Origin of the sequence: Rhizobium sp. BK008 (assembly GCF_014197345.1) — a bacterium.
Taxonomy (GTDB): Bacteria; Pseudomonadota; Alphaproteobacteria; order Rhizobiales; family Rhizobiaceae; genus Rhizobium; species Rhizobium anhuiense.
Genome location: NZ_JACIFK010000002.1, coordinates 422723 through 442803 on the forward strand (window position 1 = coordinate 422723; position 20081 = coordinate 442803).

Sequence of the window (20081 nt, forward strand, 5' to 3'; positions counted from 1 at the left end):
GAGATAGCGATGAATATCGGCGAAGCATCGGAACGGTCCGGCCTGCCGTCTAAGACCATCCGCTACTACGAGGATATCGGCCTCATCCGCCCCGAAAGGGGTGGAAACGGCTATCGCGACTATGCCGCGACCGACGTCCACAAGCTGCGTTTCCTGCAGCGCTCGCGCGGCCTCGGCTTTTCGGTCGAGGAATGCCGGCAATTGCTGGCGCTCTATGAGGACAAGGATCGGGCGAGCGCCGACGTTAGGGATATCGCTCAGACAAAGCTTACCGAGATCGACCGCAAGATCCGCGAGCTGACGGAACTGCGACGGACGCTGGAGCACCTCGTGCTTGCCTGCCACGGCAACGACAGGCCGGACTGTCCGATCCTCGAAGAGCTTTCGGACGGCGCCTGACCATTTCGCACGAGCAGGCCGATTCAGGCGGCCTGCATCAGGAAAGCGGCGGCATGTTCTGGTTGGCCGCCTGCGAAGTTTGAGCCCGCTCGTCGGGCTCGTCGTCTTCACTATCGTCCAGCACGCCGTCATCCAGCCTATGCTTGATCGCCAGCGCATAGATCACGTCGAGAATATTGCGGTCTCTGAGATGAGGATCGGTCAGCGCGAGAAGCGAGGCCCGGACGATCTTCTTGCTGGTGGCCTTCGGACAACGCGCCTTGACGAAATCATAGAGCGCCTCATCCGTCAGCCCTTCCATGGCGCCGTCCACGAGAGCTTCGTAGACCCGCTTCTTTTCCTTCATTCTTTATTTTTCCCCTGCAAATCAGCGGCGTCATGATCTGTCATGTAATTGTCATACACAATCGCCGATTTGAGGCGCCTGTCCACTGGAGAAGAATGTCCGATCGTGGTCCGGGCAGCATTCTTTTGGCTAATCAACTTTTTTGCCTCGGCCGGGAATAAAATCGGCTGCACTTGCGTATACTCAATCATGGAACGCAAAGACCGCCCCTTCGATGTCATCGGACAGCTTGCAGCGCTGAGGCGCTACGCGCGCTCGCTGGTGCGCAATTCGGACGAGGCGGAGGATCTGGTGCACGATGCGCTGGTGCGCGCCTTCGAGAAGCGCAAGAGCTTCCGCAGCGGCGGCAACCTGCGCACCTGGCTGCTCTCCATCCTGCACAATGCCCATATCGACCGTCTGCGCCGGAACCGGTCGCTGACGCGCCGCCACGACGAGGCGGCTGTCGAAGCAGAGCAGTCGCTGCCGGCCGGCCAGGAACATGCTGTGCGCCTGCAGCAGGTGCGCGACGCCTTCTTCGACCTGCCGGAGGAACAGCGCGAGGCGCTGCATCTCGTCGCCATCGAAGACCTTTCCTACCAGGAAGCAGCCCAGGCGCTCGGCATTCCCGTGGGGACGCTGATGTCGCGCATCTCGCGGGCTCGTGCGCAGCTGCGCGAATTCGAGGAGAAGACGCCACGCGTTTCGCATCTGAGAATCATCGGAGGGAACGGCAATGAAAGCAATTGATCCGATCCTCGATGCCGATCTCGACGCCTACGTCGATGGCGAACTCGATGTCGCCCGTCGCATCCAGGTGGAATCCTATCTTTCCGAGCATCCGGCGATTGCCGCCAAGGTGATGGCCGACCTCAGCGTCAAGGGCGAACTGCGTCTGGCGCTTGCCGGCGAAAGTGCCTTCGGCCGCCCAGAGACCCGCGATGCCGCCCGCCGGCTGGAACGTGGCCTTTCCTATGGCCGCATCTTCCATTCCATGCAGCGCGTTGCCGCCGTCGGTATTCTGATCGCCGCCGGCTGGGTGGCGCACAATTCCTTCGGCGCCTTCTCGGCGACGGAGGTGTCGGCTTCCGTCCCGGCGCCCGCCTATGTCGAGGATGCCGTTCGCGCTTATCAGACCGCGGCCCTGCGCCAATCGATGCCTTCGCAGACATCGGCCACCTATAACGCTGACGACATCCGCGCCGCCACCGCGATCGTGATGCCCGAACTGCCTAGGGATTGGAAAGTTGCCGACGTGCAGATCTTCCCGTCCGAATTCGGCCCCAGCGTCGAAATGGCGATCGAGCAGTCCGATGGAAAGCGGCTGTCGCTTTTCGCCGTCCGCCCGGGCGCCTTCGAAGTCAAGCCGGTCAGTCATCTCACGCTTGAGAAAGCAGAAGCCGCCTATTGGCAGATCGGCGAGGTCGCCTATGCGCTCATCGCCGACGATAGCGGTCTCAATCTCGACCAGGCGGCCGAACGGCTCGCCCGCTCGCTCTATTAATTCAAACCGAGGAGATCAGCATGAACCCGATCAATCCCCGCTACGGTGCCGTCGCCGGCTCCCAGGCCCTCTTCGACGAAGGCCTGCGCCAGCATATGCTGCGCGTCTACAACTATATGGCTCTCGGCCTCGTCATTACAGGCCTCGTGGCCTTTGTCGTCGGCTCGACGCCGGCACTCTACGTCCCGATCTTCGGCTCGCCGCTGAAGTGGGTGGTGATGCTTGCTCCGCTCGCCTTCGTCTTCTTCTTCTCGTTCAAGATCCAGACGATGTCGGCCAGCACCGCTCAGATCACCTTCTGGGCCTTCTGCGCCGTGATGGGCCTGTCGCTCGCTTCCGTCTTCCTGGTCTTCACCGGGATGAGCATCGCGCGAACCTTCTTCATCACCGCCACGATGTTCGGCGCCACCAGCCTCTACGGCTATGCGACCAAGCGTGACCTCTCGCGCATGGGCTCGTTCCTGATGATGGGCCTGTTCGGCATCATCATCGCCAGCATCGTCAACATCTTCCTGGGTTCGAGCGCACTGCAGTTTGCGATCTCGGTGATCGGCATCGTCGTCTTCGTCGGCCTCACCGCCTACGACACGCAGAACATCAAGGAACAGTATTCGGAGAACTTCGATCAGGAATCGAACCAGAAGCTCGCCGTTTTCGGTGCGCTCTCGCTCTACCTGAACTTCGTCAACATCTTCCAGCTTCTGCTCAACTTCACCGGCGAGCGGGAATAGGACTGCGCTTCTGGGGGCAAAGGAAGCGCAAGAGCGCCTGGTCTGCAGTCTGTGACAGGATGGCTGGCTGGGTGCTCACCTAAAGGAAACGGCCGGGCCAACGCCCGGCCGTTTTCGTTTCAAGCGAACCGCGTCAAATCGCACTCATGCGACGCGCTTTAAATCTTTGTCTTATGCATGTCGTTGTCCCAAAGCCGCTGCACACTTTTGGGCGACATGCACTAGATGATACCCCAGGCGCGATAGCGGCCGCGGCCGGTGATTTCGCGAATGCCGATCTCGTTGACGAGGTTGAGCGCGCCGCGCGGCGTAATGCGCAGATGACGGGCGATCATCGCCGCCGAGACCATCGGCCGCGACAGGATGAAATCGGCAAGCTCCGGCAGGCTGCTGTTCGAACGGCGACCGCGAAAGCGCAGCTCCATCTGTGTGCGCGCCAGGGACAGGCGGTCGATTTCCTTGAGGCCGGCCGCAGCACCGAGATGCATCGCCTCCAGAAAGGCTAGCAGCCGTGTGGCCCGATCGCGCGCCCGACGACGCTCATGGCGCACCAGTTTCAATCCGCCATAGAAAGAAAAGAGGTGCGAAGCAACCTTGCCGCGGGCGCGCAGCTGGCTTGCGACAAGAAGACCGCCGAGCCAGTGCTGACGTCGCAACGGCTCGATTCTCTCCCAGGCTTCGAAAAGGATGACGGCGCCAAGAACCGGCGGCAGGCTGTCGGCCAATGGCAGTACGCTCCGCCACTCCGCAAGCCGCTGTTCCTCGTCCCATTCGTCGTCACCAAGCAAGCCGAGAGGATCTTCGTTGGGCCTTGCCGGGACAACGGCCGTCTCGCCTGCCGGCGTTTTCCCGGTATGGATATCGAGCAGCTTCTGCGAGCGCGCAAGCAGCGCATCGATCTCCGCCATTTCGGCCGCGAGCGGCCCGTCCTCATCCTCGCCCTCTTCATCGGCCTCAACCGGAGCTGCGAGGCTCTTGGCGTCCTGCGCTTTCCCCTCCCCTTCCCCGCCGGTCGCGGTCAGCGTTGCGAGGCCCGCGACGCCAAGTGCCCAGCCGGGTTCGCCGGTCCATATGCGCCGACGCGCCCGCAGCACGGAATGGGCGATCGTCAGTTCGTGGGTCGGAGCGCGGCTATCCATATGCGCATCATGCAAAACGAGATCCTCGACATGCACGAGTTCGCCGGCCACCCAAAGCGCGCCGGCGGCATCGAAGAAATGACTACGTTCGGCAAAGCCTTCGCCGACCACCGAACGCAACACCCGCTCGTCCAGCCGCGCCAGCGCATCCTCCGCCGCGGTAAGGGAGGGAAGCAGAGTTTGGAGCATTGCACCGTCGATATCGTAGCGCATTGTTAAACTTTACGGTTTTTCACAAATGGAAGCAAATTACGAGTTTCTTTCCGATGTATGCCATGGTTTAACGATGTATTTCAACAAAAGGTATGGGAAGGAGCCGTTAAGATGGCTGATCGAGCGGCTGCATAAGGAAGCACTCTCGGACGCGGCATGGCGTCCAGGCATGCCTGCGATTTCTCTCAGATAGACAATCGCATCCTTCGAAGTACCGCTGCTCGCAATCCCCACCACCGCACGCCGTTCCCGAACGGTAACGATCGCCCGGTTCAAAATGGGTGTCTTCGAAGATTGTCAGCTTGTCGACCTCATTAGCTGCGCCAACCAATTCGAAAACGAAGTCTGTTTTTGCAGGTCGAGGTCAAATTCTGGCTGCGCCGCTTCCCACTGGCACCGATCTCTCAGGCTAGCCAATCCGGACCCACCCCGGCTGAAGCTATGATCGGGCATCAAAGATCGTGACATTCAAGAGCGTAACCCACACCGTATCGCGTGCGAATCTTCAGATTGCGGAGTCCTGCAAATGCTTTTCGCAGCCGGCCGATATGCACGTCAACCGTCCGGCTTTCCACGGCGTGCGGAGCTGGCCAAACGGCCTCGATGAGTTGCATGCGCGTACTGATCTGCCCCTGCCTTTCTAATAGGAATCTAAAGATTCTCATCTCCATTGGCGCAAGTGCTATTCTTGTGCCTGACACCACGACGACGTGCGACCCGAGGACGACCTCGGCGGTGGCAGCAAAATTTGGTTGGGTTAGCGCCTCCGAGCGCGGCCTTATGCCGTGGAGAAAGGCGAGAAGCTTTGACGGCGACAAAGGACGTGTGATGCCTTCGTCGAGCCCGGCCTTGATCAACTCCAAGTGTTGGGCACGCGTGTCCTCACCGATAAGAGCACCCACTGGAATCCCTGAATTCTTCAAGAGCGCACATAACGGCGCAATATCACTCGACCACCCTGCACAATCCAGTACGATGGCGGAAACCCCTGCAGATGCGCAGGCTACCACGACATCGTCGTCACTTGCAGCAAGACGCGCCTCGAAGCCCTCACAACGCAGGATATGCGCGAGGAGCAGATAAAGCTCAGCGTTCCGTGAGCAAACCAGAATGACAGAAGCCATGTCGATTGCCTCTTTCCTAGCCAGACAAAACGGCAAAACTCAACTCGGCGCGAATTCGCCACCGTTGACATCTATGATGGCTCCATTGACGAACCCGGCATCTTCCGATGCCAGGAATGCAATGACCCCGGCGACGTCGTCCGGAGAACCGAGCCTGCCGGCTGGAATACGAGCCAGCGCGTCGATGTTGGTGTTGTTTTGCGGGGAGCCTGTCAGTGGCGTCAGGATGCGACCTGGCGCCACGACATTTGATGTTATGCCATAGGGGCCATATTGAGACACCAGCGCACGGGACAACCCTGAAAGTGCGGCTTTGGACGTCGCATAAGCGGCGCCTGCGATCCGTGGTCTCGTCCGGCCGGCAAGAGAGCCAACGAATATGACCCGTCCGTAACCCTTTTCCTTCATCACGGGCAAAACGGCTCGACAACACAGCATCGCCCCCGTCAGGTTGACGGAGAGCACGTCGTTCCACTCTTCCAGGGTAAGGTCGGCGGAAAGACCTTTTGGCGAAATCCCCGCGTTGCAAACGAGAATCCCAGGTGCGCCCAAGACACGACCGACTTCGCCGAAAAAGGAATTGATGGCCTCAGGTTCGCGGAGATCGACCTTTTTCGCCAGCCACCGCTCTGGCTCGAAAGCCTCGGCAAGCGCGGCCCCTGCGGCGATGACGCTTGCATCACCATGGCTGAAGACGGCAACCCGATGTCCCGCACTGAGCAGACGAAACGCAGAGGCAAGACCGATTCCGGTCGTGCCACCGCTGACGACCGCAACACGCGGGGTATCCTGGCTCATGCTGCCTGATCCAATGCAGCGAATAGCGAAATCGGGGGATGGGCGTCGGCGTCCGTTATCACCTCGATCAGCAAAGGCCCTTCTTCACGCAGGCCGCGCTCGAGGCAACGAGGAAGATCGGCGGGATCAGAGATTCGAACAGCCGGGCAGCCGCAAGCTTCGGCAATCTGTCGATGATCGACATCCGCGAAGCTGCAGGCGGTGGTGAAGCTGCCGAACTTGACGGTTTCAGCATCACGCTGGAAGCCGAGGATGCCGTTGTTCAAGACGATGATGAGTACGGGTAGCTTGCTCCGCACCATGGTCTCCAGCTCCGCCCAGCTATGCGCGAAGCCGCCGTCCCCTACGATGGCGACCACCGGCTCGTCCGGCCTCGCCGCTTTTGCACCGAGCGCAAGTGGCAAGCCCCACCCGAGTCCAGCAAGACCCCGCGGCGACAGGAAGCGCATACCGGAGGAAAGAGCCCGCAATTGGCCAGCTATCCACATTGAGGAATAGCTCGCATCGGCAACAACGGTCGTCTCTGCCGTCAGCACTTGCTGCAGGTCCGACATGACCCGCTCGGGACGTATCGGACTGTTCTCCGAACCAGCTACGGATTCCCGCTCCGTGTCAAACGCGCGCCAGAAACCGGCGATCCGGGCCGTCATCTTATCGCGCTGCGATGCGCGGTACGAGAGATCGCGTCGGGCAAGCGCGCTTCGAAGTGCGCTAATGGTTTCGGCCGCATCGCCTGCCAATCTGACCGCTTCGTAGTTGCGCCCGATTTCGGTGGGATCGACATCGATGTGGATGACTGATGCGGACCGGGGGATTTGGCGCCAACTGTCAGTGCCGTTCTGATTGGTTCGCGTTCCGACCAGAATGACGAGATCGGCCTCTTCGACAAGGGCAAGCGTGTGCCGCCCAAGCGATCGCGGCCCGACGAGAGCCCCGAGAACGCCAGCTGACAGCGGGTGGTATTCGTCGACGGCGCCTTTTCCCATATTGGTCGTCAGCACGGGAAGCGAGGCTTCGTCCTGTAGCCCCGAAAGCTCGCCAGCGGCATGGCTCGCATGGACGCCTCCTCCGGCTATGACGATGGGTGCCTGGGCCGTGGCGATCATTGAGGCCGCGCGCTCGATGTCACAATCGCGCGGACGTAACCGATCGAGCGGCCAGTGGCCTAGGACAGCCTCACGACGAAAGGGCGAAGGGACTATCTGCTCCCGCAAGAGGTCGGCCGGGAGCAGGAGAGCTGCCGGTCCTGGCCGGCCCGAGGCGGCTGCCGTGAAGGCAGCATCGACATAATCGTCGATCCGCTCCGCTACGAGAACTTTTCGCACCCACTTCGTGCAGGATTGGAATAGGGTAAGATGATCGAGTTCCTGGAATGCATTACGGTCAGCCTGATCGCGTTCGACATCCTGGACGAGAGCAACGACCGGAACGCTCGCCTTCAGCGCCTCGGCCAGCGGCGGAACAAGAAGCGTTGCGGCAGGTCCGTTCTGCGCTGCGACCACGCCGACCTTGCCGGAAAGGCGCGCATAGCCGTCGGCCATGGTCCCTCCCATGTTTTCCTGTCGGTAGGCGATTTGACGGATGCCGATTGCTTCGGCCGCAAGGATAACCGCCGAAGGCAGGCTCTGAGCAAAGATATGGGTGACGCCATGCCTCTTCAGGCAAAGAGCGATCCGCTCGGCGACGGTTAGATTATTGGTTGCCATGGTCACATGCCTGCTTCGGTTGGAGTTACTTCGAGGATTGAAAGGAAGTCTGAGAAGGCTGAGATGACTGCGTCACCGTCAGCGGTCGTCATTGCCGTCGAAATGCAGGCCGCAGCGCCATCGGGAAGCAGGATGCCGCAATTGAGGAAATGCTTTGAGAGCCGACCCATCAACTCGGCCTCTTCCGGTGCGAGATACGCCTCGCGAACGATTTTATCGCTTGTGGCAAAATTGGGAGAGACCGCGCCGTCCTTGACGCCGGATTTGCTGGAGTAAATTAGGACGTCAGAGAGAGAAGAGACCAGCGGCCCCAAAGGGGTCGCGACCGTTTCCGGCGTCAGCCGGCGGGGAGTGTCGAGGGGCGAAACCCCTGATGGCCTGGCGCCTGGTCGATCCGGCCGCCCAGGGTCACGGACACGGCGATAAGCCTCCGTCAGAACGGAGGCTCGGCGTCGATACGGCCGTCCTGCTCGGCCCAGATCACCTCACGTTCGGCCAGCGCCAGTTCGAGTTCGTTCTCGATCTGGCGACGCTCGGCTGGATCGGCGTTCCGCAGCTCGGCCTGCAGCAGTGCGATGACTTCGTCGATGCAAATGGTCATTGTCGTCTCCTTGACGTTTGTGAAAGACGAGCGCCCCGGCCATGGCGGCATGGAGGGGTCAAGGATTGCGAAGCAACCGGCGGAGCCGGCGAGTGGGGGAGCCGATTTTGTCGACATGGAGGGGACCGGAGCGGAAGCAAAATTGGGGGCACCGCTCATCCTTGAGGCCTTCATGCCGCCATGACACCCTCGGATCGATTGAGCAGACCTTCCCTCTCGTATGGCACCAGAAGAGCCGTCGACGAGTTCGATGCCCTTGACGGCTCGAATAACAACAAGACTCGCGGCAGAGACATTCCGGAAGTCGGCCTCGATCGCTCGAGGCCGACGGTCTGTCGTTCAGCTCGGATTGTTCCAGAGGATGACCTTGCGGTTGGGCTCGCCACCGGGGGCTGGAGCGACGTTGCCGAAGATCACGCCGATCTCCGGAGCCTCCAGCTTCACCGCGAGATATTCCTCGCCGGTCAGGCGGGCGATGCGGTTCCAGCCCGCGCCGATCTCGAAGCCGGTTTTGCGGTGGATGATGCGGTAGTCGGGAGCTTCCTCGCTCGCCTTGTTGGCATTCGGAACGATGGCGATCGGGGCGTTGACCCGGATGGTGGCGAAGATACCTTCGAGGGTACCGTCGCTCTTTGCGGTGAGGATTGCGATCGTGGTGGCCATGGTATTGTCTCCTTCGGTTGCTCGGGACCATTCCCGATGGCGCCCGAAGAAGGGGCCGAGCCCCAGGCGTCACCGAAGCGCAGCGCAGGGGAACCCCTTGCGGGTTGACGCTGATGGCGGCCGATCCCTTAGAAAGGTGACATGCAGAACGGGAATGGCCTCGTGCGACCGAAGGGCGAGACAAACCATTATGGCGCTCGGTCCAGTGCTTGCGAGAAGGCAGGAGCTTGGAATAACCCGCCGCCATTCCGCACAAAGCCCTCACCGTGCTAACCGCGGCAAGCCAGAAACTCGTACCAGTTGGCCCATCATACGTCGGCGCCCGGCGGGCGGCGCGGTAATCGCATCGGCGCTACAGGTCGTACGGTAATGCCAAGTGTAGATGTTCGCTGCGAGGATCGAATACGTGATCCTTGGCGACACGCCCGGCAGCGCCGGCTCATGGATGGTGTTGCGCCATTAACCCGACGCTGGCGCCCGGGCCACACCGGTAGACCGGCACCGGCTTCGTCAGGCGCTCTTCGCTGCCCTTTGACCCGCCAACACATCACAAAACGGAATCCATCGGATGCAACGGATTCAAAACTCTCGTTGGACATGGCCGGCCCCAGCAGGAATGATTCCCGACATGAACCGAATGTCGTTCCAACTGCATTTCCAGCGCATTGATGCAAGCCGAAATATGGCGCGCTATTACATGCTTGCGATCCAGCCGACCTTGTTCGGCGAAACCGCGGTCGTGCGTAACTGGGGACGGATCGGCAGGCGTGGCGGTGAAAGGACCGACATGTTCGGGACCGAACAGGAAGCTGTCGCGCATTTTCTCGACCTCGCACGCCGGAAACATCGAAAGGGCTATAGACCGAGCGAAGCTGCGATGCCGTCGAACTGATCGCTCACCGCGCTGGTCCAGCAACAACATACTTCCTAATTTGCGCTAGTATAATGGTCGAAGTCCGTGGTACTTTTGCCCGTGGTTTGGTAAGCCGGTCCGGCGAGATGATCATGGGAGCGCTGTGAGACAATTTTTAATCGGCGACCAGACATTCGACGAAGACGCTCCCGAGCTTCAGGCCCGGCTCGAACGTGCTTACGCGCAGAAGCTGCGGCCACTGTGCCGGTGCAAGAACCCGCCGCTTCCCATGTACATCGCACGCGTCGACGACCTCTATTTCATCAAGCGCATGCCGCTTTCGGGGCCTGGCCATGACCCCGCATGTTCGTCCTACCAACCGCCTTACGAATTATCAGGCTTAGGATCCTTGATCGGCAACGCGATCCACATCGACGCGAGTGGGAAGGCAGCCCTAAAGCTCGAATTTGCCCTGACCAAGAAAGGCACTCGCGGCGCACCCGCGTCTTCTTCCGAGGCATCCGAGTCGGCTCTGCGCAATGAGACAAAGAAGCTCTCGTTGCGCGCCGTCCTGCACTATCTCTGGGAGGCGGGAGAGTTGACGGAATGGCGCTCGTCGTGGTCCGGAAAACGCGGCTGGGGCCGGGTTCGGACAAGCCTCATAAATGCCGCCTCACAGATGACCGCTCGCGGCGAACCGTTGAGTGACATTCTGTTCGTACCGGAAGTGTTTCATCAGGAGGACCGCGAGGGAATAGCTTCTCGCCGGGCAAACGCGCTAGCAAATGCTCTTGACGCCGGTCATGGCCCCCGGAAGCTTATGGTAACCGTGGCTGAGGTTAAGGATTTCGCGGTTGCCCGCGGCGGCCAGAAAATCGTCGTTCGCCACCTCCCTTTTCCTTTCATGATCCAGGGCTGGACATGGAGGCGATTGAGCGCCAGATACGAGACGGAACTCGAGCTCTGGCGGTCGAGCGAAGACTTCCATCTGATCATGATCGCCACCTTCGGGATATCCGCCGCGGGGATCGCTTCAATCGAGGAGATCGCCATGATGGTGGTCAACGAGAACTGGATCCCGTTCGAGAGCATCCATGAGCAACATCTCCTGGAACGTCTTTCAAGGCTGAAGCGAAAGAGCGTGAAAGGCCTGCGCTTCAATCTCTCGCGTGAACAACCGGTGGTCTCGATCACCTTGCCGGAACAACGCCCCGCGCCCGTCGCGATGTTCATCGTCCCGATAAGCGCCGGCAAAGACTACGAACTCGCCCTGAATGAGATAATTGCCGCGAGACCGGAGATGACGCCATGGATCTGGCGCATCGCCGAGGGAGAAATGCCGCCACTGCCGTGATCGCCGGCAGGTACTGCGTCGGCGCGCGTATGCTGGCGAATGGTAGGAGGAACAGTTCCACATGGGCTCCGTCCCGTCTGGATGATGCGGCTCTCCCTTTTCCGCATAGCTGCACTGCATAATAAATATTTTACCAGCCGGTCAAAATATGTGCATATTGCCTTCAGTTGATGCAGCTGATGGTTTTCCTCCCAGTGCCATCGCATCAGCTGTTCCCCTCTGGAGGTTCATTGACCTTCACACCTTAAAGGGCCCTGGTTTTCCAGTGGCCCTATTTTTCTGCGTCAGCAGCGAAGCATGAGGGAAGTTTTCTTTCGCGGCAGCCTGTCTTGCCGCACTTGCCCTCTTCGACTGAGGCAAAGAGGAGATCACCTATACCGTGGCCCGTCCCCGGACCTAGTCCTGGTTGGCGACCACCGGCAGGCTGCTTTCGTTTGAAAGACGAGTTTCAGCCTGCCGGGCGGCAGAGACGAGGCGACGCCTTGCGCGGATCGCGTGCCATTGTTGGTCGATCAGGACGCCGATGAGGATCACGCCACCCATGACAGCGAAATTCAACGACGAAGGGATGCCAAGGAGATTCACGAGATTCTGCAACTCCTGGAGCAGGACCGTTCCCAGCACGACGCCGACGATCGATCCCTCGCCACCGCGGAGCGAAAAGCCGCCGAGTACGGCAGCGGCAATCGCGTAGAGTTCATAGAACTGGCCGTGGCTGGCCGGCGAGATCGAGCGCGTGTACATGGCGAAGTAAATCGCCGAAAGCGCCGTCAGCAGTCCGCAAATGACATAGGCCGACATGACCATACGGCCGGTGCGTATACCGGAATAGCGGGCCGCCTCCTCGTTCTTGCCGATCGCGTAAAGATAGCGCCCAAAGACGGAGCGATGGAGCACAACCCACATGGCCACGGCAATGATGACGAGCGCGATGAAAGTGTTGGGAACGCCATAAAACCGCCCAGCGGTCAGGAATTCGAGCTCGGGGAAATTTTGGCCAAAAGCAAAACCCGCCGTTCCGTCGGCGGTATAGAAACGCGCCGCCCCACGATAAATCAGGAGGCCGCAGAGGGTGACGACGAAGGGCTGCAGGTTGAGCCGGGTGATCAGCCAGCCGTGGACGGCACCTATGACCGCACCGAGCACGAGAATGAGCGGCAGCGCCAGCATCCATGACATATCCTGGACCGCGATGAAATCGACGAACAGCACACCGAGAAGCGCGACGAGCGAGCCCACGGAAAGCTCGATACCACCTGTAATGATGACGAAGGCTTGGCCGATCGACAGGATGCCGAACAGGCCGATCAGGTTGGCCGTGTTGGCCAGGTTGATCGGCAGCAGGAAGCGCGGATTGATGATGGCGACGACGATGCCGACGACGACGATCAAAAGCAGCAGTCCGAGATCTTTTTTGATCATCCGAGATCCATCCCCGATACTTATTTGTACAGGCCGCTATTTTACCCGTTTGCCAACAGCAAGCAAAAGGACGCTTTCCTGGCTGATTTCGTCCTCTTCCAATATGCCGGCGATTTGGCCCTCATGCATGACGGCGATGCGGTCCGAAACGCCGATCACCTCTTCCATGTCGCTGGATATCATCAGGATCGCCACTCCCGCATCGGCAAGCGCTCGCATCAGGCCGTAGATCTCGTTCTTCGCGCCGATATCGATGCCGCGTGTCGGCTCGTCGAAGATCATCACCTTGGGGCTCATCGATAGCCATTTGGCAAGCACCACCTTCTGCTGATTGCCGCCGGACAGAGTGCCGGTTCGCGTCGAAACCGAGGGCGCCTTGATACCGAGACGAACGCGCTGCTTTTCGGCCGCCGCCTTCTCCCGTTCAGCGGAGAGCATGAAGCGGCTGGAGAGTTTGGGGAGATCGGCAAGGGTTATGTTCTGGGCGATCGGGAAATCAAGAAGAATGCCGTTGCGCTTGCGGTCCTCCGGCACGAGGAAAATGCCGCGGTCGACGGCGTCCCGGGCAGATTTGACCGCAATTTGCCGCCCGTCCTGCAGGATGGCTCCGCCGTAGCACCGATCAATGCCGAAGAGGACCCTTGCAAGCTCGGTGCGGCCCGAGCCCACGAGCCCTGCAAGCCCCATGATTTCTCCATACCGGATTTCCAGATCAACGGGACGGCCGGGATAGGCCTCGGTGCGCACGCCGATTGCCTTCAGCGCAACCGAGCCGGGCGAGCGCTGCGGTTTTGCGGTTCGCGCCGCAAGCACCCGACCGATCATCAGCTTGACCATCTGATCGTGGCCGATGTCTTGATTGGCGAGTGTGCCCACCAGCGTGCCGTCGCGCAGGACCACGACCCGGTCTGCGACGCGCTCAACCTCGTGGAGGCGATGCGAGATAAAAATGACACTGATGCCATCCGCTTTCAGCAATTTGATAATGCTCAGGAGCCGCTCGGTTTCGGCCAGCGGCAGGCTCGACGTGGGTTCGTCGAAAATGACGAGCCTGGCGTTGATGGATAGCGCCTTGGCGATTTCCACCATCTGCTGCTCGGCCAGGGAAAGCGATGCCACTGGTGTGTCGGCGGAAAAATGCGCCCCAACGCGCTTCAGGAGCGGCTTGACCAGGTCTCGCAGTCGATCTCGATCGACGAGCTTGAAAGGTCCGGCCTTCAGCGGTTCGCGGCCCAGGAAGATATTGGCGGCAACGTCGAGATTCTCAAAGAGATTGAGTTCCTGGTGCACGAAGGCAATGCCGGATGCGATGCTCGATTCCACGGTGAGGGAACGAAGCTCTGCCCCGTCGAGCATGATCGTTCCTCGGTCGGGGGTAATCACGCCGCCGAGAATCTTCATCAGCGTCGATTTTCCAGCCCCGTTCTCGCCAACGAGGCCGATGACCTCGCCAGGCATGATGTCGATCGACAGGCCCTCAAGGGCAACGACACCTGGATAAGTCTTGCCAACGCCGGAAAGCGAAAGGAACGGCGTTGCAAGCGCGTCCGGTGACGGAATGTCGGAACTGTGGTTCATCGCCTGTCCATGGCTGCTAAAGCTGTCGGCATGAGACGTCTTTCGCGGCGGCGGCAAGTGCCCCGCCGCGAAGGAGGGTTATTTACCAGCCATGGCCTTCAGGTTGGCGGCATATTTGTCAACGTCATCTTTACCGATGATCACGGTCGGAATGATGATCAAGCCGTTGCTGGGAACGCCTGATTTGTCGCCCTTGAGATAGGCTGCCATCAGCTTCATGCCCTGATAGGCCCACTCGAACGGCTGCTGCACGACGGTCGCCGCGATGGTGCCTTCCTTGACGCCGCCGAGCGTGATCGGATCGTCATCAAAGCCGACGACGGTAATCTGGCCGAGTTTGCCGGCGTCGCGCAGCGCCTCATAGATGCGTGGCGTGTTGTAGGAGTAGAAGCCGACCATGCAAGTGACGTCAGGGCTGGCCACCAGCGCGTCCTCGACGTTCTTCTTTGCGCGCGTTTGATCGATATCGTCGCCGCGTACATCGGTCAACTCGATCTTCGTGCCCTTCAGGCCATCCTTCATGCCCTGGATGCGTTCCTTGGCGTTGTCGGCGCCGAGCAGGCCGACGAAGCCGATGCACTTGCCGCCGTCCGGCATCGCCTTCTTGGCGATTTCGGCTGCCTGCAGGCCAGCGTCGATGTTGGATGAACCGATATAGGCGACGCGATTGGTCTGCGGGGCGTCACTGTCGGTGGTGAAGAGAGCGGTCTGCGAGCCAATTTTATTCAGGCCGTCCGTCTGCGTCTTTGGATCGACCGCAGAGACCATGATACCCTTGACGCCAGCACTGACCAAGTCTTCCATCAGGCGTTGCTGAACGGCGACCGATGCCTGCTCAGGGTATTTCAGCTCCATCTGGTAGTCTGGCATTTCGCCCTGGGCCTTCTTCACGCCCGCTTCTGCAGCTTTCCAGAAGTCGGACGCGCCGTTGACGACGAATGCAAGTGTCGGCTTGTCGGCAGCATGGGATACGGCAATCGGCGCCGTGCTCAGCATCAACCCGGCGAAGAACAAGGCTGCATTGCGTTTCAGCTTCTTCATAACATACCTCCCGAGGGCCGCGGTTGCATTGGCCCGTTTGCGATGAGCGGCCGGCCGGATGCACGCCCCCTCCCTGGGGCCGTCGCGCGAGCGACGAGTGGCATATGTTCCGATCGCTCCCCGACGGTATACAATTATCTTAATTAGTAAATAGTATTATCAACCTGCATCAAAACATTTGATCATACTTTATATCATGCGCAATTTTTTTACTGGAAAATGCTAGAATATATAGCGTTACGGCAGTTCACTCCATTGTCAGCGCTTTCGAATGACTGCTAATGTTTATTAGCTGCCGTGCCCATCAATCCCGATCGGAGACAATTTCCAAGAATGCGAAAACCAACGGTCCAAAAGCGGAACAGGCATCCCGCCGAAAAGCCTGCCCGCGTGACGATGACAGACATTGCCGCGGCGGCGGGCTGCTCGCAGGCAGCCGTTTCCTTCGTCCTCAATGATACGCCCGGCACCCGAATCTCGCAGCAGACGCGCGACCGGGTTTGGGAGGCGGCGCGTGCGCTCGGCTATGTGGGACCGACTTACACGACGACGGCCTCCTATTCGGGAACGGACAATGTGATCGGTTTTGCGGTGGATCAGCTTGCCACCAGCCCGGAAGCGATCGTCGCGATCGAAGGCGCACGGCAAGCCTCCTGGAACGCCGGCAATGTCCTGCTGGTAACACAGACGCTCGGCGATCCTGTCATGGAGCCGAAGGCAATCGAGGCGTTGACGAACGGGGGCATATCGGCCCTTATTTATATGACGATCTATACCCGCCAGATCGAGCTCCCTTCTTATATCTACAAGCTGAAAATCCCGACAGTATTGCTGAACTGCTACACGGCGGACCATGCCTTTCCTGCCGTGGTGCCGAGCGAGATCGCCGGAGGCCAAAGCTCGACGCGGCATCTGATCATGCACGGCCATCATCGCATCGCGACGATCACCGGCGAAATCTGGATGCAGGCTGCGCAGGATAGGCTGACGGGATATCGCCGGGCGCTGGCCACCGCCGATATACCCTTCGATCCGGACTTGGTGGTTGAAGGCGACTGGTCGGCTGGCGCCGGCTATGCCGCCACGATGAAACTGCTTGCCCTGGCAGAGCCGCCGACCGCGATCTTCTGCCAGAACGACCGCACGGCCATCGGGTGCTACGAAGCGCTGAAAGACGCAGGGCTCCGCATTCCCCAGGACATGTCGGTGGTGGGTTATGATGACGAAGAGATTTCGCGACATCTCGTACCTCCGCTGACGACTTCGGTTCTTCCACATCTCGCCATGGGGCAATGGGCGATCGAACATCTCAACCCGGAAAGCGTGCCCGGCAAGCGCTATCCGATCGCAAAGCTCGAATGCTCTCTCGTGAAGCGTCATTCCGTCGCCGCGCCGCGAACCGCAGCGCGGCTGATCCACGATGGGGCGCATGCTCAGCCATAGCTCTCGGGTCTGCGCCAACGCCAAACACGGCCGGCTCTGGGCCGGAAAATTGACCGCTCTCCCTGGTTCGCAGCGACCACATGGCCGTGACCGAACCGGTCACGACACCGGTTGAAAAAGCCGAAAGAGACAATAGGTGCTGCGGCGACGAAAAGTCGACGACCGACGAAGGTCGATTGCGGTACGGGGCATCGGCATCCAGCCTGCCAGGGAAATTCAAGCGAACTGAGGAGAGGGCGCAAAGAGTGGTCAAACGTCCGGCCCGCCCGAGAAGGACGGACCGTTTGCTTGATCCAATACCCGCAGGAGCAACGGTTCACTGGAATTTTGCCATATTCTCAGGCGTCACCAGCGCCGCGCCGGAGTCGATCAAAGACTCGACCTTCTCTCCGCGAATCGCCTTTACCAGTGCATCCACACCGAGTTCAGCCATCTTGGTGGGGAACTGCGCCACCGACGCATCCTCCACTCCACTCTTTAGCGCCTCCTCTTCACCGCAACAGAAGTCGAAACCGACCAGCACAATCTTGTCGTTAGCAGTGCCGGCGTTCTTGATGGCGCGCGCCGCTCCGGCAGCGGGCGGGCCGCAAGCGGCATAAATGGCCTTCAGGTCTGGGTTCTTCGTCAGCAGATCCTCGGCGACACTGATCCCGAGTTCCTCGCTGCAGTTTGTGGCGCCTTTCCCGACGATCTTGACGTCAAGACCGTTGAGCCCCTCAAGCATACCCTTCACACGGTCATCAAGCGCCGGCACGCCGGGCACGCCCTCAAGAATCCCCATGGTGTCGCCGGCCTTAAGAACAGTTTTGAGATATTCGCCGGCGATTTTGCCTGCAGCGAAATTATCCGTCGTGGCAAGCGCCGTCCTGCCTTTCCAATCCGGAATATTGTTATCCATCAGCACGACCTTGATACCGGCCGCCACTGCCTTGTCCAGGGCTGTCGACACGGTGGGATCGACAGGCGTGAGGGCGATGCCCTGCACCCCTCGAGTCACCATTGATTCGATTTGTGCAATCTGGCCCTCGATGTCGGTTGCGGACGCACCCTGGCCGTAGATGATCTCTACCCCGGGATTTCTCTTTGCATATTCTTTGGCTGCGTTCTCCATTGTTGCAAAGAACGGTACGGGGAATTTCGTTATAAAGCCGAGTTTCACCGGCTCCTGCGCCAAGGACGGGACTGCGGCGACGGCCAGGAGCGCAAGAGCTCCCAGCAGGGATTGCGGTTTCATGATACACCTCCCACGTTTTCGACCGCCCTCCTCTAGAGCGATCTCGTTGTCCGCTGCCCCCACGAAGCAGCGATCTCCCTTAAGCCTCGGCGCCGACAATCATCGCGACAACGTCCTGCTTGTTTGCTTCCGTTGGCTTCAATTCGCCCACCTTCCGACCCTGCCGAAGCACAACCGCCCGATCGGCGATTTCGACCACATGCTCCATGTTGTGCGTGATGATGATCACGGCGTTGCCGTCGGCTTTGAGCTGTTTGATAAGGTCAAGAACCTGGCGAGACTCGCGAAGACCGAGGGCGGCCGTCGGTTCGTCAAGAATCACCAGCTTGCGCGCAAAAACTATGGCGCGCGCGACCGCGATCGCCTGTCGTTGTCCGCCGGACATCAGCGCGACCGGCGCATCGAATCTCGGCAGCTTAACCTTCAGACGATCGATAACACTCGCCGCTTCCTGCCTCATCGCGGCCGTGTTGAGGAAGCGGAGCGGACGCGGCAACCAAGAGGGAAAAGCGACTTCCCGTCCGCAATAGAAATTCTGTACGGGGGTCAGGTTGTCGAAAAGCGCCAGATCCTGATAGACGGTTTCGATGCCGGCGCGGCGGGCGGCTGCCGTCGAATGGAGCGATACGGGAGCACCATCCAAATTTCTCCTTCGTCGAGGCTATGAAGCCCGCTAATGCATTTGACGAGCGTCGACTTGCCGGCGCCGTTGTCACCCAAGAGAGCGGTTACCTCACCTGAATAGGCATCAAAGCTTACATTTTTCAGGGCGTGTATTGCGCCGAAGCGCTTCTGGGCGTTTCGAACCGAAAGTGCCGGTGTGATGGATGTCGGGCTCATCGTGCGCTCGCCGATTGAAGCACGCGGGCGCGTGCTTCAAGATGGTTACGGAGCACGTCAGCCTCCACGGCGATGACGATAACGAGCCCAATCGCGATCATTTGAAAGAACACGTCGACGCCGAGAAGGTTAAGGGCGTTGCGGATGACGCCGATCAGCACGGCGCCGATCAGGGCGTGGCCGAGATGACCTCGTCCGCCCAGGAAGCTAGCGCCACCGATAATCACCGCAGCAATCGTGTCGAGCTCCAAAAGATTGCCGTAGATTGGCGAGGCGGCGGCGGTCCGGCCCGCGAGCAGCACCGAGCCGAGGCCTGCACAAAAGCCGGAAATAATATAGGTCGAAAGCAAAATGCCCCTTACCGGTATGCCCATGCTTCTGGCAGCACTCGGCGAGCCGCCGACCGCATAGATCCATCGGCCACAGACCATCGACTTCGTCAGGATCAGAAAAAGAAGCCCGAACATGCCGACGACAAAGAATGAATTGGGCACGCCAAGCGTCGTACCGCCGCCGATCGCCGTCACAGCGTCGGGCATTCCGCGCATGGTGGTGTGGCCTGGCGCCAATGCAAGTGCCAGGCCGCGGCAGATACTCAAGCTTGCAAGGGTAATGATAAAAGGATGTGGCAGCCGCCCGTAGACAAAGACCACGCCGTTGACCGCACCGACAGCCGTACCCGCAACCAGCATGGCCGTAATGACGACGATTGAGGAATCAACCTGCTGGTAGACGAGTCCGCCGATGACTGTCGCCAGCGCAAGATTCGAGCCGACAGACAGATCGATCCCTCGCGTCAGGATAACGAGCTGCTGCCCCATCGCCACAACGGCAATCACTGCCGTCTGCGCCAAGATGTTCCCCAGGTTAACGGGCTTTAGAAAAGCCGGCGTGATCAAACTGACGACGGCGATGAGCAATATCAGGATCAACAACGGGCCAAGGCTCAACAGCTTCAGTCCCAATGAGATGCCAGATTGTCTCGGGCGGAAGGTTGCTTGCGAACCACCAGGCCGCGACGAATTCTGAGGCAGAATCCCGGAGTCTTCCAATTTCCCCTAGCCTCCCCTGTTTTTTATACATAAGAAACATATGATACACGTACGTCAACTT

The 20081-nt window shown here is 59.9% G+C and carries 21 protein-coding genes and 1 pseudogene; 7 read left to right on the forward strand and 15 right to left on the reverse strand.

Annotation, left to right across the window (positions count from 1 at the left end):
* The first annotated feature begins 9 nt into the window (after window positions 1-9).
* A complete protein-coding gene (gene cueR / locus FHT69_RS13420; protein ID WP_029868146.1) occupies window positions 10-399 on the forward strand; it encodes a Cu(I)-responsive transcriptional regulator in 390 nt (129 codons plus the stop codon).
* A gap of 37 nt (window positions 400-436) precedes the next feature.
* On the opposite strand, the gene FHT69_RS13425 is transcribed toward cueR, so the two are convergent.
* Both FHT69_RS13425 and FHT69_RS13430 read right to left on the reverse strand, forming a co-directional pair.
* Window positions 437-745 (reverse strand): hypothetical protein, encoded by a 309-nt coding sequence (locus FHT69_RS13425; protein WP_029868145.1) that lies wholly within the window; start codon window positions 743-745, stop codon window positions 437-439.
* Window positions 742-936, reverse strand: a complete 195-nt coding sequence (locus FHT69_RS13430; RefSeq protein WP_029868144.1) for a hypothetical protein — start codon at window positions 934-936, stop codon at window positions 742-744. Before FHT69_RS13430 ends, FHT69_RS13425 begins: the two co-directional genes overlap by 4 nt.
* On the opposite strand from FHT69_RS13430, the gene FHT69_RS13435 reads away from it, so the two are divergent.
* The 3 genes from FHT69_RS13435 to FHT69_RS13445 are packed head-to-tail and all read left to right on the forward strand — an operon-like array spanning window position 935 to window position 2959.
* Window positions 935-1474: a sigma-70 family RNA polymerase sigma factor gene (locus FHT69_RS13435; protein ID WP_003553462.1), complete on the forward strand. Its 540-nt coding sequence runs from the start codon at window positions 935-937 to the stop codon at window positions 1472-1474. The genes FHT69_RS13430 and FHT69_RS13435 overlap by 2 nt on opposite strands.
* Window positions 1461-2228: an anti-sigma factor family protein gene (locus tag FHT69_RS13440; protein WP_029868143.1), complete on the forward strand. Its 768-nt coding sequence runs from the start codon at window positions 1461-1463 to the stop codon at window positions 2226-2228. The genes FHT69_RS13435 and FHT69_RS13440 overlap by 14 nt, the downstream gene beginning before the upstream one ends.
* Window positions 2229-2248: 20 nt before the next feature.
* Window positions 2249-2959 carry a Bax inhibitor-1/YccA family protein gene (locus tag FHT69_RS13445; RefSeq protein ID WP_029868142.1) on the forward strand — a complete coding sequence of 237 codons (711 nt, stop codon included), beginning with the start codon at window positions 2249-2251 and terminating at the stop codon, window positions 2957-2959.
* A 221-nt stretch (window positions 2960-3180) separates the two neighbouring features.
* On the opposite strand, the gene FHT69_RS13450 is transcribed toward FHT69_RS13445, so the two are convergent.
* The 7 genes from FHT69_RS13450 to FHT69_RS13480 form a co-directional block, all read right to left on the reverse strand.
* Window positions 3181-4311 (reverse strand): RHE_PE00001 family protein, encoded by a 1131-nt coding sequence (locus FHT69_RS13450; RefSeq protein ID WP_097622679.1) that lies wholly within the window; start codon window positions 4309-4311, stop codon window positions 3181-3183.
* A gap of 452 nt (window positions 4312-4763) precedes the next feature.
* Window positions 4764-5435 carry a response regulator transcription factor gene (locus FHT69_RS13455; RefSeq protein ID WP_028756403.1) on the reverse strand — a complete coding sequence of 224 codons (672 nt, stop codon included), beginning with the start codon at window positions 5433-5435 and terminating at the stop codon, window positions 4764-4766.
* A 39-nt stretch (window positions 5436-5474) separates the two neighbouring features.
* Complete coding sequence (gene fabG / locus FHT69_RS13460) at window positions 5475-6233, reverse strand: 3-oxoacyl-ACP reductase FabG (protein WP_028756402.1); 759 nt, start codon at window positions 6231-6233, stop codon at window positions 5475-5477.
* Window positions 6230-7939 carry an acetolactate synthase catalytic subunit gene (locus FHT69_RS13465; protein WP_029868298.1) on the reverse strand — a complete coding sequence of 570 codons (1710 nt, stop codon included), beginning with the start codon at window positions 7937-7939 and terminating at the stop codon, window positions 6230-6232. The genes fabG and FHT69_RS13465 overlap by 4 nt, the downstream gene beginning before the upstream one ends.
* A gap of 2 nt (window positions 7940-7941) precedes the next feature.
* Window positions 7942-8253 (reverse strand): hypothetical protein, encoded by a 312-nt coding sequence (locus tag FHT69_RS13470; RefSeq protein ID WP_246780716.1) that lies wholly within the window; start codon window positions 8251-8253, stop codon window positions 7942-7944.
* Between the two features lie 119 nt (window positions 8254-8372).
* Window positions 8373-8540, reverse strand: coding sequence for a hypothetical protein (locus FHT69_RS13475; RefSeq protein WP_174824426.1), 168 nt, complete (start codon window positions 8538-8540; stop codon window positions 8373-8375).
* 339 nt (window positions 8541-8879) lie between these two features.
* Entirely contained in the window at window positions 8880-9203 is a 324-nt protein-coding gene (locus FHT69_RS13480) for a DUF736 domain-containing protein (RefSeq protein WP_028758523.1), read from the reverse strand.
* Between the two features lie 628 nt (window positions 9204-9831).
* On the opposite strand from FHT69_RS13480, the gene FHT69_RS13485 reads away from it, so the two are divergent.
* Window positions 9832-10095: a WGR domain-containing protein gene (locus tag FHT69_RS13485; RefSeq protein ID WP_373289065.1), complete on the forward strand. Its 264-nt coding sequence runs from the start codon at window positions 9832-9834 to the stop codon at window positions 10093-10095.
* 124 nt (window positions 10096-10219) lie between these two features.
* Window positions 10220-11410 (forward strand): DUF1173 domain-containing protein, encoded by a 1191-nt coding sequence (locus tag FHT69_RS13490; protein WP_028756399.1) that lies wholly within the window; start codon window positions 10220-10222, stop codon window positions 11408-11410.
* Window positions 11411-11806: 396 nt separating this feature from the next.
* Here FHT69_RS13490 and FHT69_RS13495 read toward each other — a convergent pair whose 3' ends face one another.
* The 3 genes from FHT69_RS13495 to FHT69_RS13505 form a co-directional block, all read right to left on the reverse strand.
* The gene (locus FHT69_RS13495) at window positions 11807-12832 is read right to left on the reverse strand and encodes an ABC transporter permease (protein WP_028756398.1); all 1026 of its coding nucleotides are present in this window, start codon (window positions 12830-12832) and stop codon (window positions 11807-11809) included.
* A 36-nt stretch (window positions 12833-12868) separates the two neighbouring features.
* Window positions 12869-14410, reverse strand: coding sequence for a sugar ABC transporter ATP-binding protein (locus FHT69_RS13500; protein WP_028756397.1), 1542 nt, complete (start codon window positions 14408-14410; stop codon window positions 12869-12871).
* Window positions 14411-14488: 78 nt separating this feature from the next.
* On the reverse strand, window positions 14489-15451 hold the full coding sequence (locus tag FHT69_RS13505; RefSeq protein ID WP_028756645.1) for a sugar-binding protein: 963 nt from the start codon (window positions 15449-15451) through the stop codon (window positions 14489-14491).
* 333 nt (window positions 15452-15784) lie between these two features.
* Between FHT69_RS13505 and FHT69_RS13510 the strand changes: the two genes are divergently transcribed.
* A complete protein-coding gene (locus FHT69_RS13510; RefSeq protein ID WP_028756395.1) occupies window positions 15785-16894 on the forward strand; it encodes a LacI family DNA-binding transcriptional regulator in 1110 nt (369 codons plus the stop codon).
* Between the two features lie 316 nt (window positions 16895-17210).
* Here FHT69_RS13510 and FHT69_RS13515 read toward each other — a convergent pair whose 3' ends face one another.
* From FHT69_RS13515 to FHT69_RS13525, 3 genes and pseudogenes are all read right to left on the reverse strand, one after another.
* Window positions 17211-18128, reverse strand: coding sequence for a sugar ABC transporter substrate-binding protein (locus FHT69_RS13515; RefSeq protein WP_028758526.1), 918 nt, complete (start codon window positions 18126-18128; stop codon window positions 17211-17213).
* A gap of 79 nt (window positions 18129-18207) precedes the next feature.
* Window positions 18208-18968: pseudogene (locus tag FHT69_RS13520) on the reverse strand (ATP-binding cassette domain-containing protein).
* Window positions 18965-20020, reverse strand: a complete 1056-nt coding sequence (locus FHT69_RS13525; RefSeq protein WP_174824425.1) for an ABC transporter permease — start codon at window positions 20018-20020, stop codon at window positions 18965-18967. Before FHT69_RS13525 ends, FHT69_RS13520 begins: the two are co-directional and overlap by 4 nt.
* Window positions 20021-20081: the final 61 nt, after the last annotated feature.

Coding starts and splice junctions, on each gene's coding strand:
- cueR (WP_029868146.1), top strand. CDS start 10: ATGAATATCGGCGAAGCATCGGAACGGTCCGGCCTGCCGTCTAAGACC.
- FHT69_RS13425 (WP_029868145.1), bottom strand. CDS start 745: ATGAAGGAAAAGAAGCGGGTCTACGAAGCTCTCGTGGACGGCGCCATG.
- FHT69_RS13435 (WP_003553462.1), top strand. CDS start 935: ATGGAACGCAAAGACCGCCCCTTCGATGTCATCGGACAGCTTGCAGCG.
- FHT69_RS13430 (WP_029868144.1), bottom strand. CDS start 936: ATGATTGAGTATACGCAAGTGCAGCCGATTTTATTCCCGGCCGAGGCA.
- FHT69_RS13440 (WP_029868143.1), top strand. CDS start 1,461: ATGAAAGCAATTGATCCGATCCTCGATGCCGATCTCGACGCCTACGTC.
- FHT69_RS13445 (WP_029868142.1), top strand. CDS start 2,249: ATGAACCCGATCAATCCCCGCTACGGTGCCGTCGCCGGCTCCCAGGCC.
- FHT69_RS13450 (WP_097622679.1), bottom strand. CDS start 4,311: ATGCGCTACGATATCGACGGTGCAATGCTCCAAACTCTGCTTCCCTCC.
- FHT69_RS13455 (WP_028756403.1), bottom strand. CDS start 5,435: ATGGCTTCTGTCATTCTGGTTTGCTCACGGAACGCTGAGCTTTATCTG.
- fabG (WP_028756402.1), bottom strand. CDS start 6,233: ATGAGCCAGGATACCCCGCGTGTTGCGGTCGTCAGCGGTGGCACGACC.
- FHT69_RS13465 (WP_029868298.1), bottom strand. CDS start 7,939: ATGGCAACCAATAATCTAACCGTCGCCGAGCGGATCGCTCTTTGCCTG.
- FHT69_RS13475 (WP_174824426.1), bottom strand. CDS start 8,540: ATGACCATTTGCATCGACGAAGTCATCGCACTGCTGCAGGCCGAGCTG.
- FHT69_RS13480 (WP_028758523.1), bottom strand. CDS start 9,203: ATGGCCACCACGATCGCAATCCTCACCGCAAAGAGCGACGGTACCCTC.
- FHT69_RS13485 (WP_373289065.1), top strand. CDS start 9,832: ATGAACCGAATGTCGTTCCAACTGCATTTCCAGCGCATTGATGCAAGC.
- FHT69_RS13495 (WP_028756398.1), bottom strand. CDS start 12,832: ATGATCAAAAAAGATCTCGGACTGCTGCTTTTGATCGTCGTCGTCGGC.
- FHT69_RS13500 (WP_028756397.1), bottom strand. CDS start 14,410: ATGAACCACAGTTCCGACATTCCGTCACCGGACGCGCTTGCAACGCCG.
- FHT69_RS13505 (WP_028756645.1), bottom strand. CDS start 15,451: ATGAAGAAGCTGAAACGCAATGCAGCCTTGTTCTTCGCCGGGTTGATG.
- FHT69_RS13510 (WP_028756395.1), top strand. CDS start 15,785: ATGCGAAAACCAACGGTCCAAAAGCGGAACAGGCATCCCGCCGAAAAG.
- FHT69_RS13515 (WP_028758526.1), bottom strand. CDS start 18,128: ATGAAACCGCAATCCCTGCTGGGAGCTCTTGCGCTCCTGGCCGTCGCC.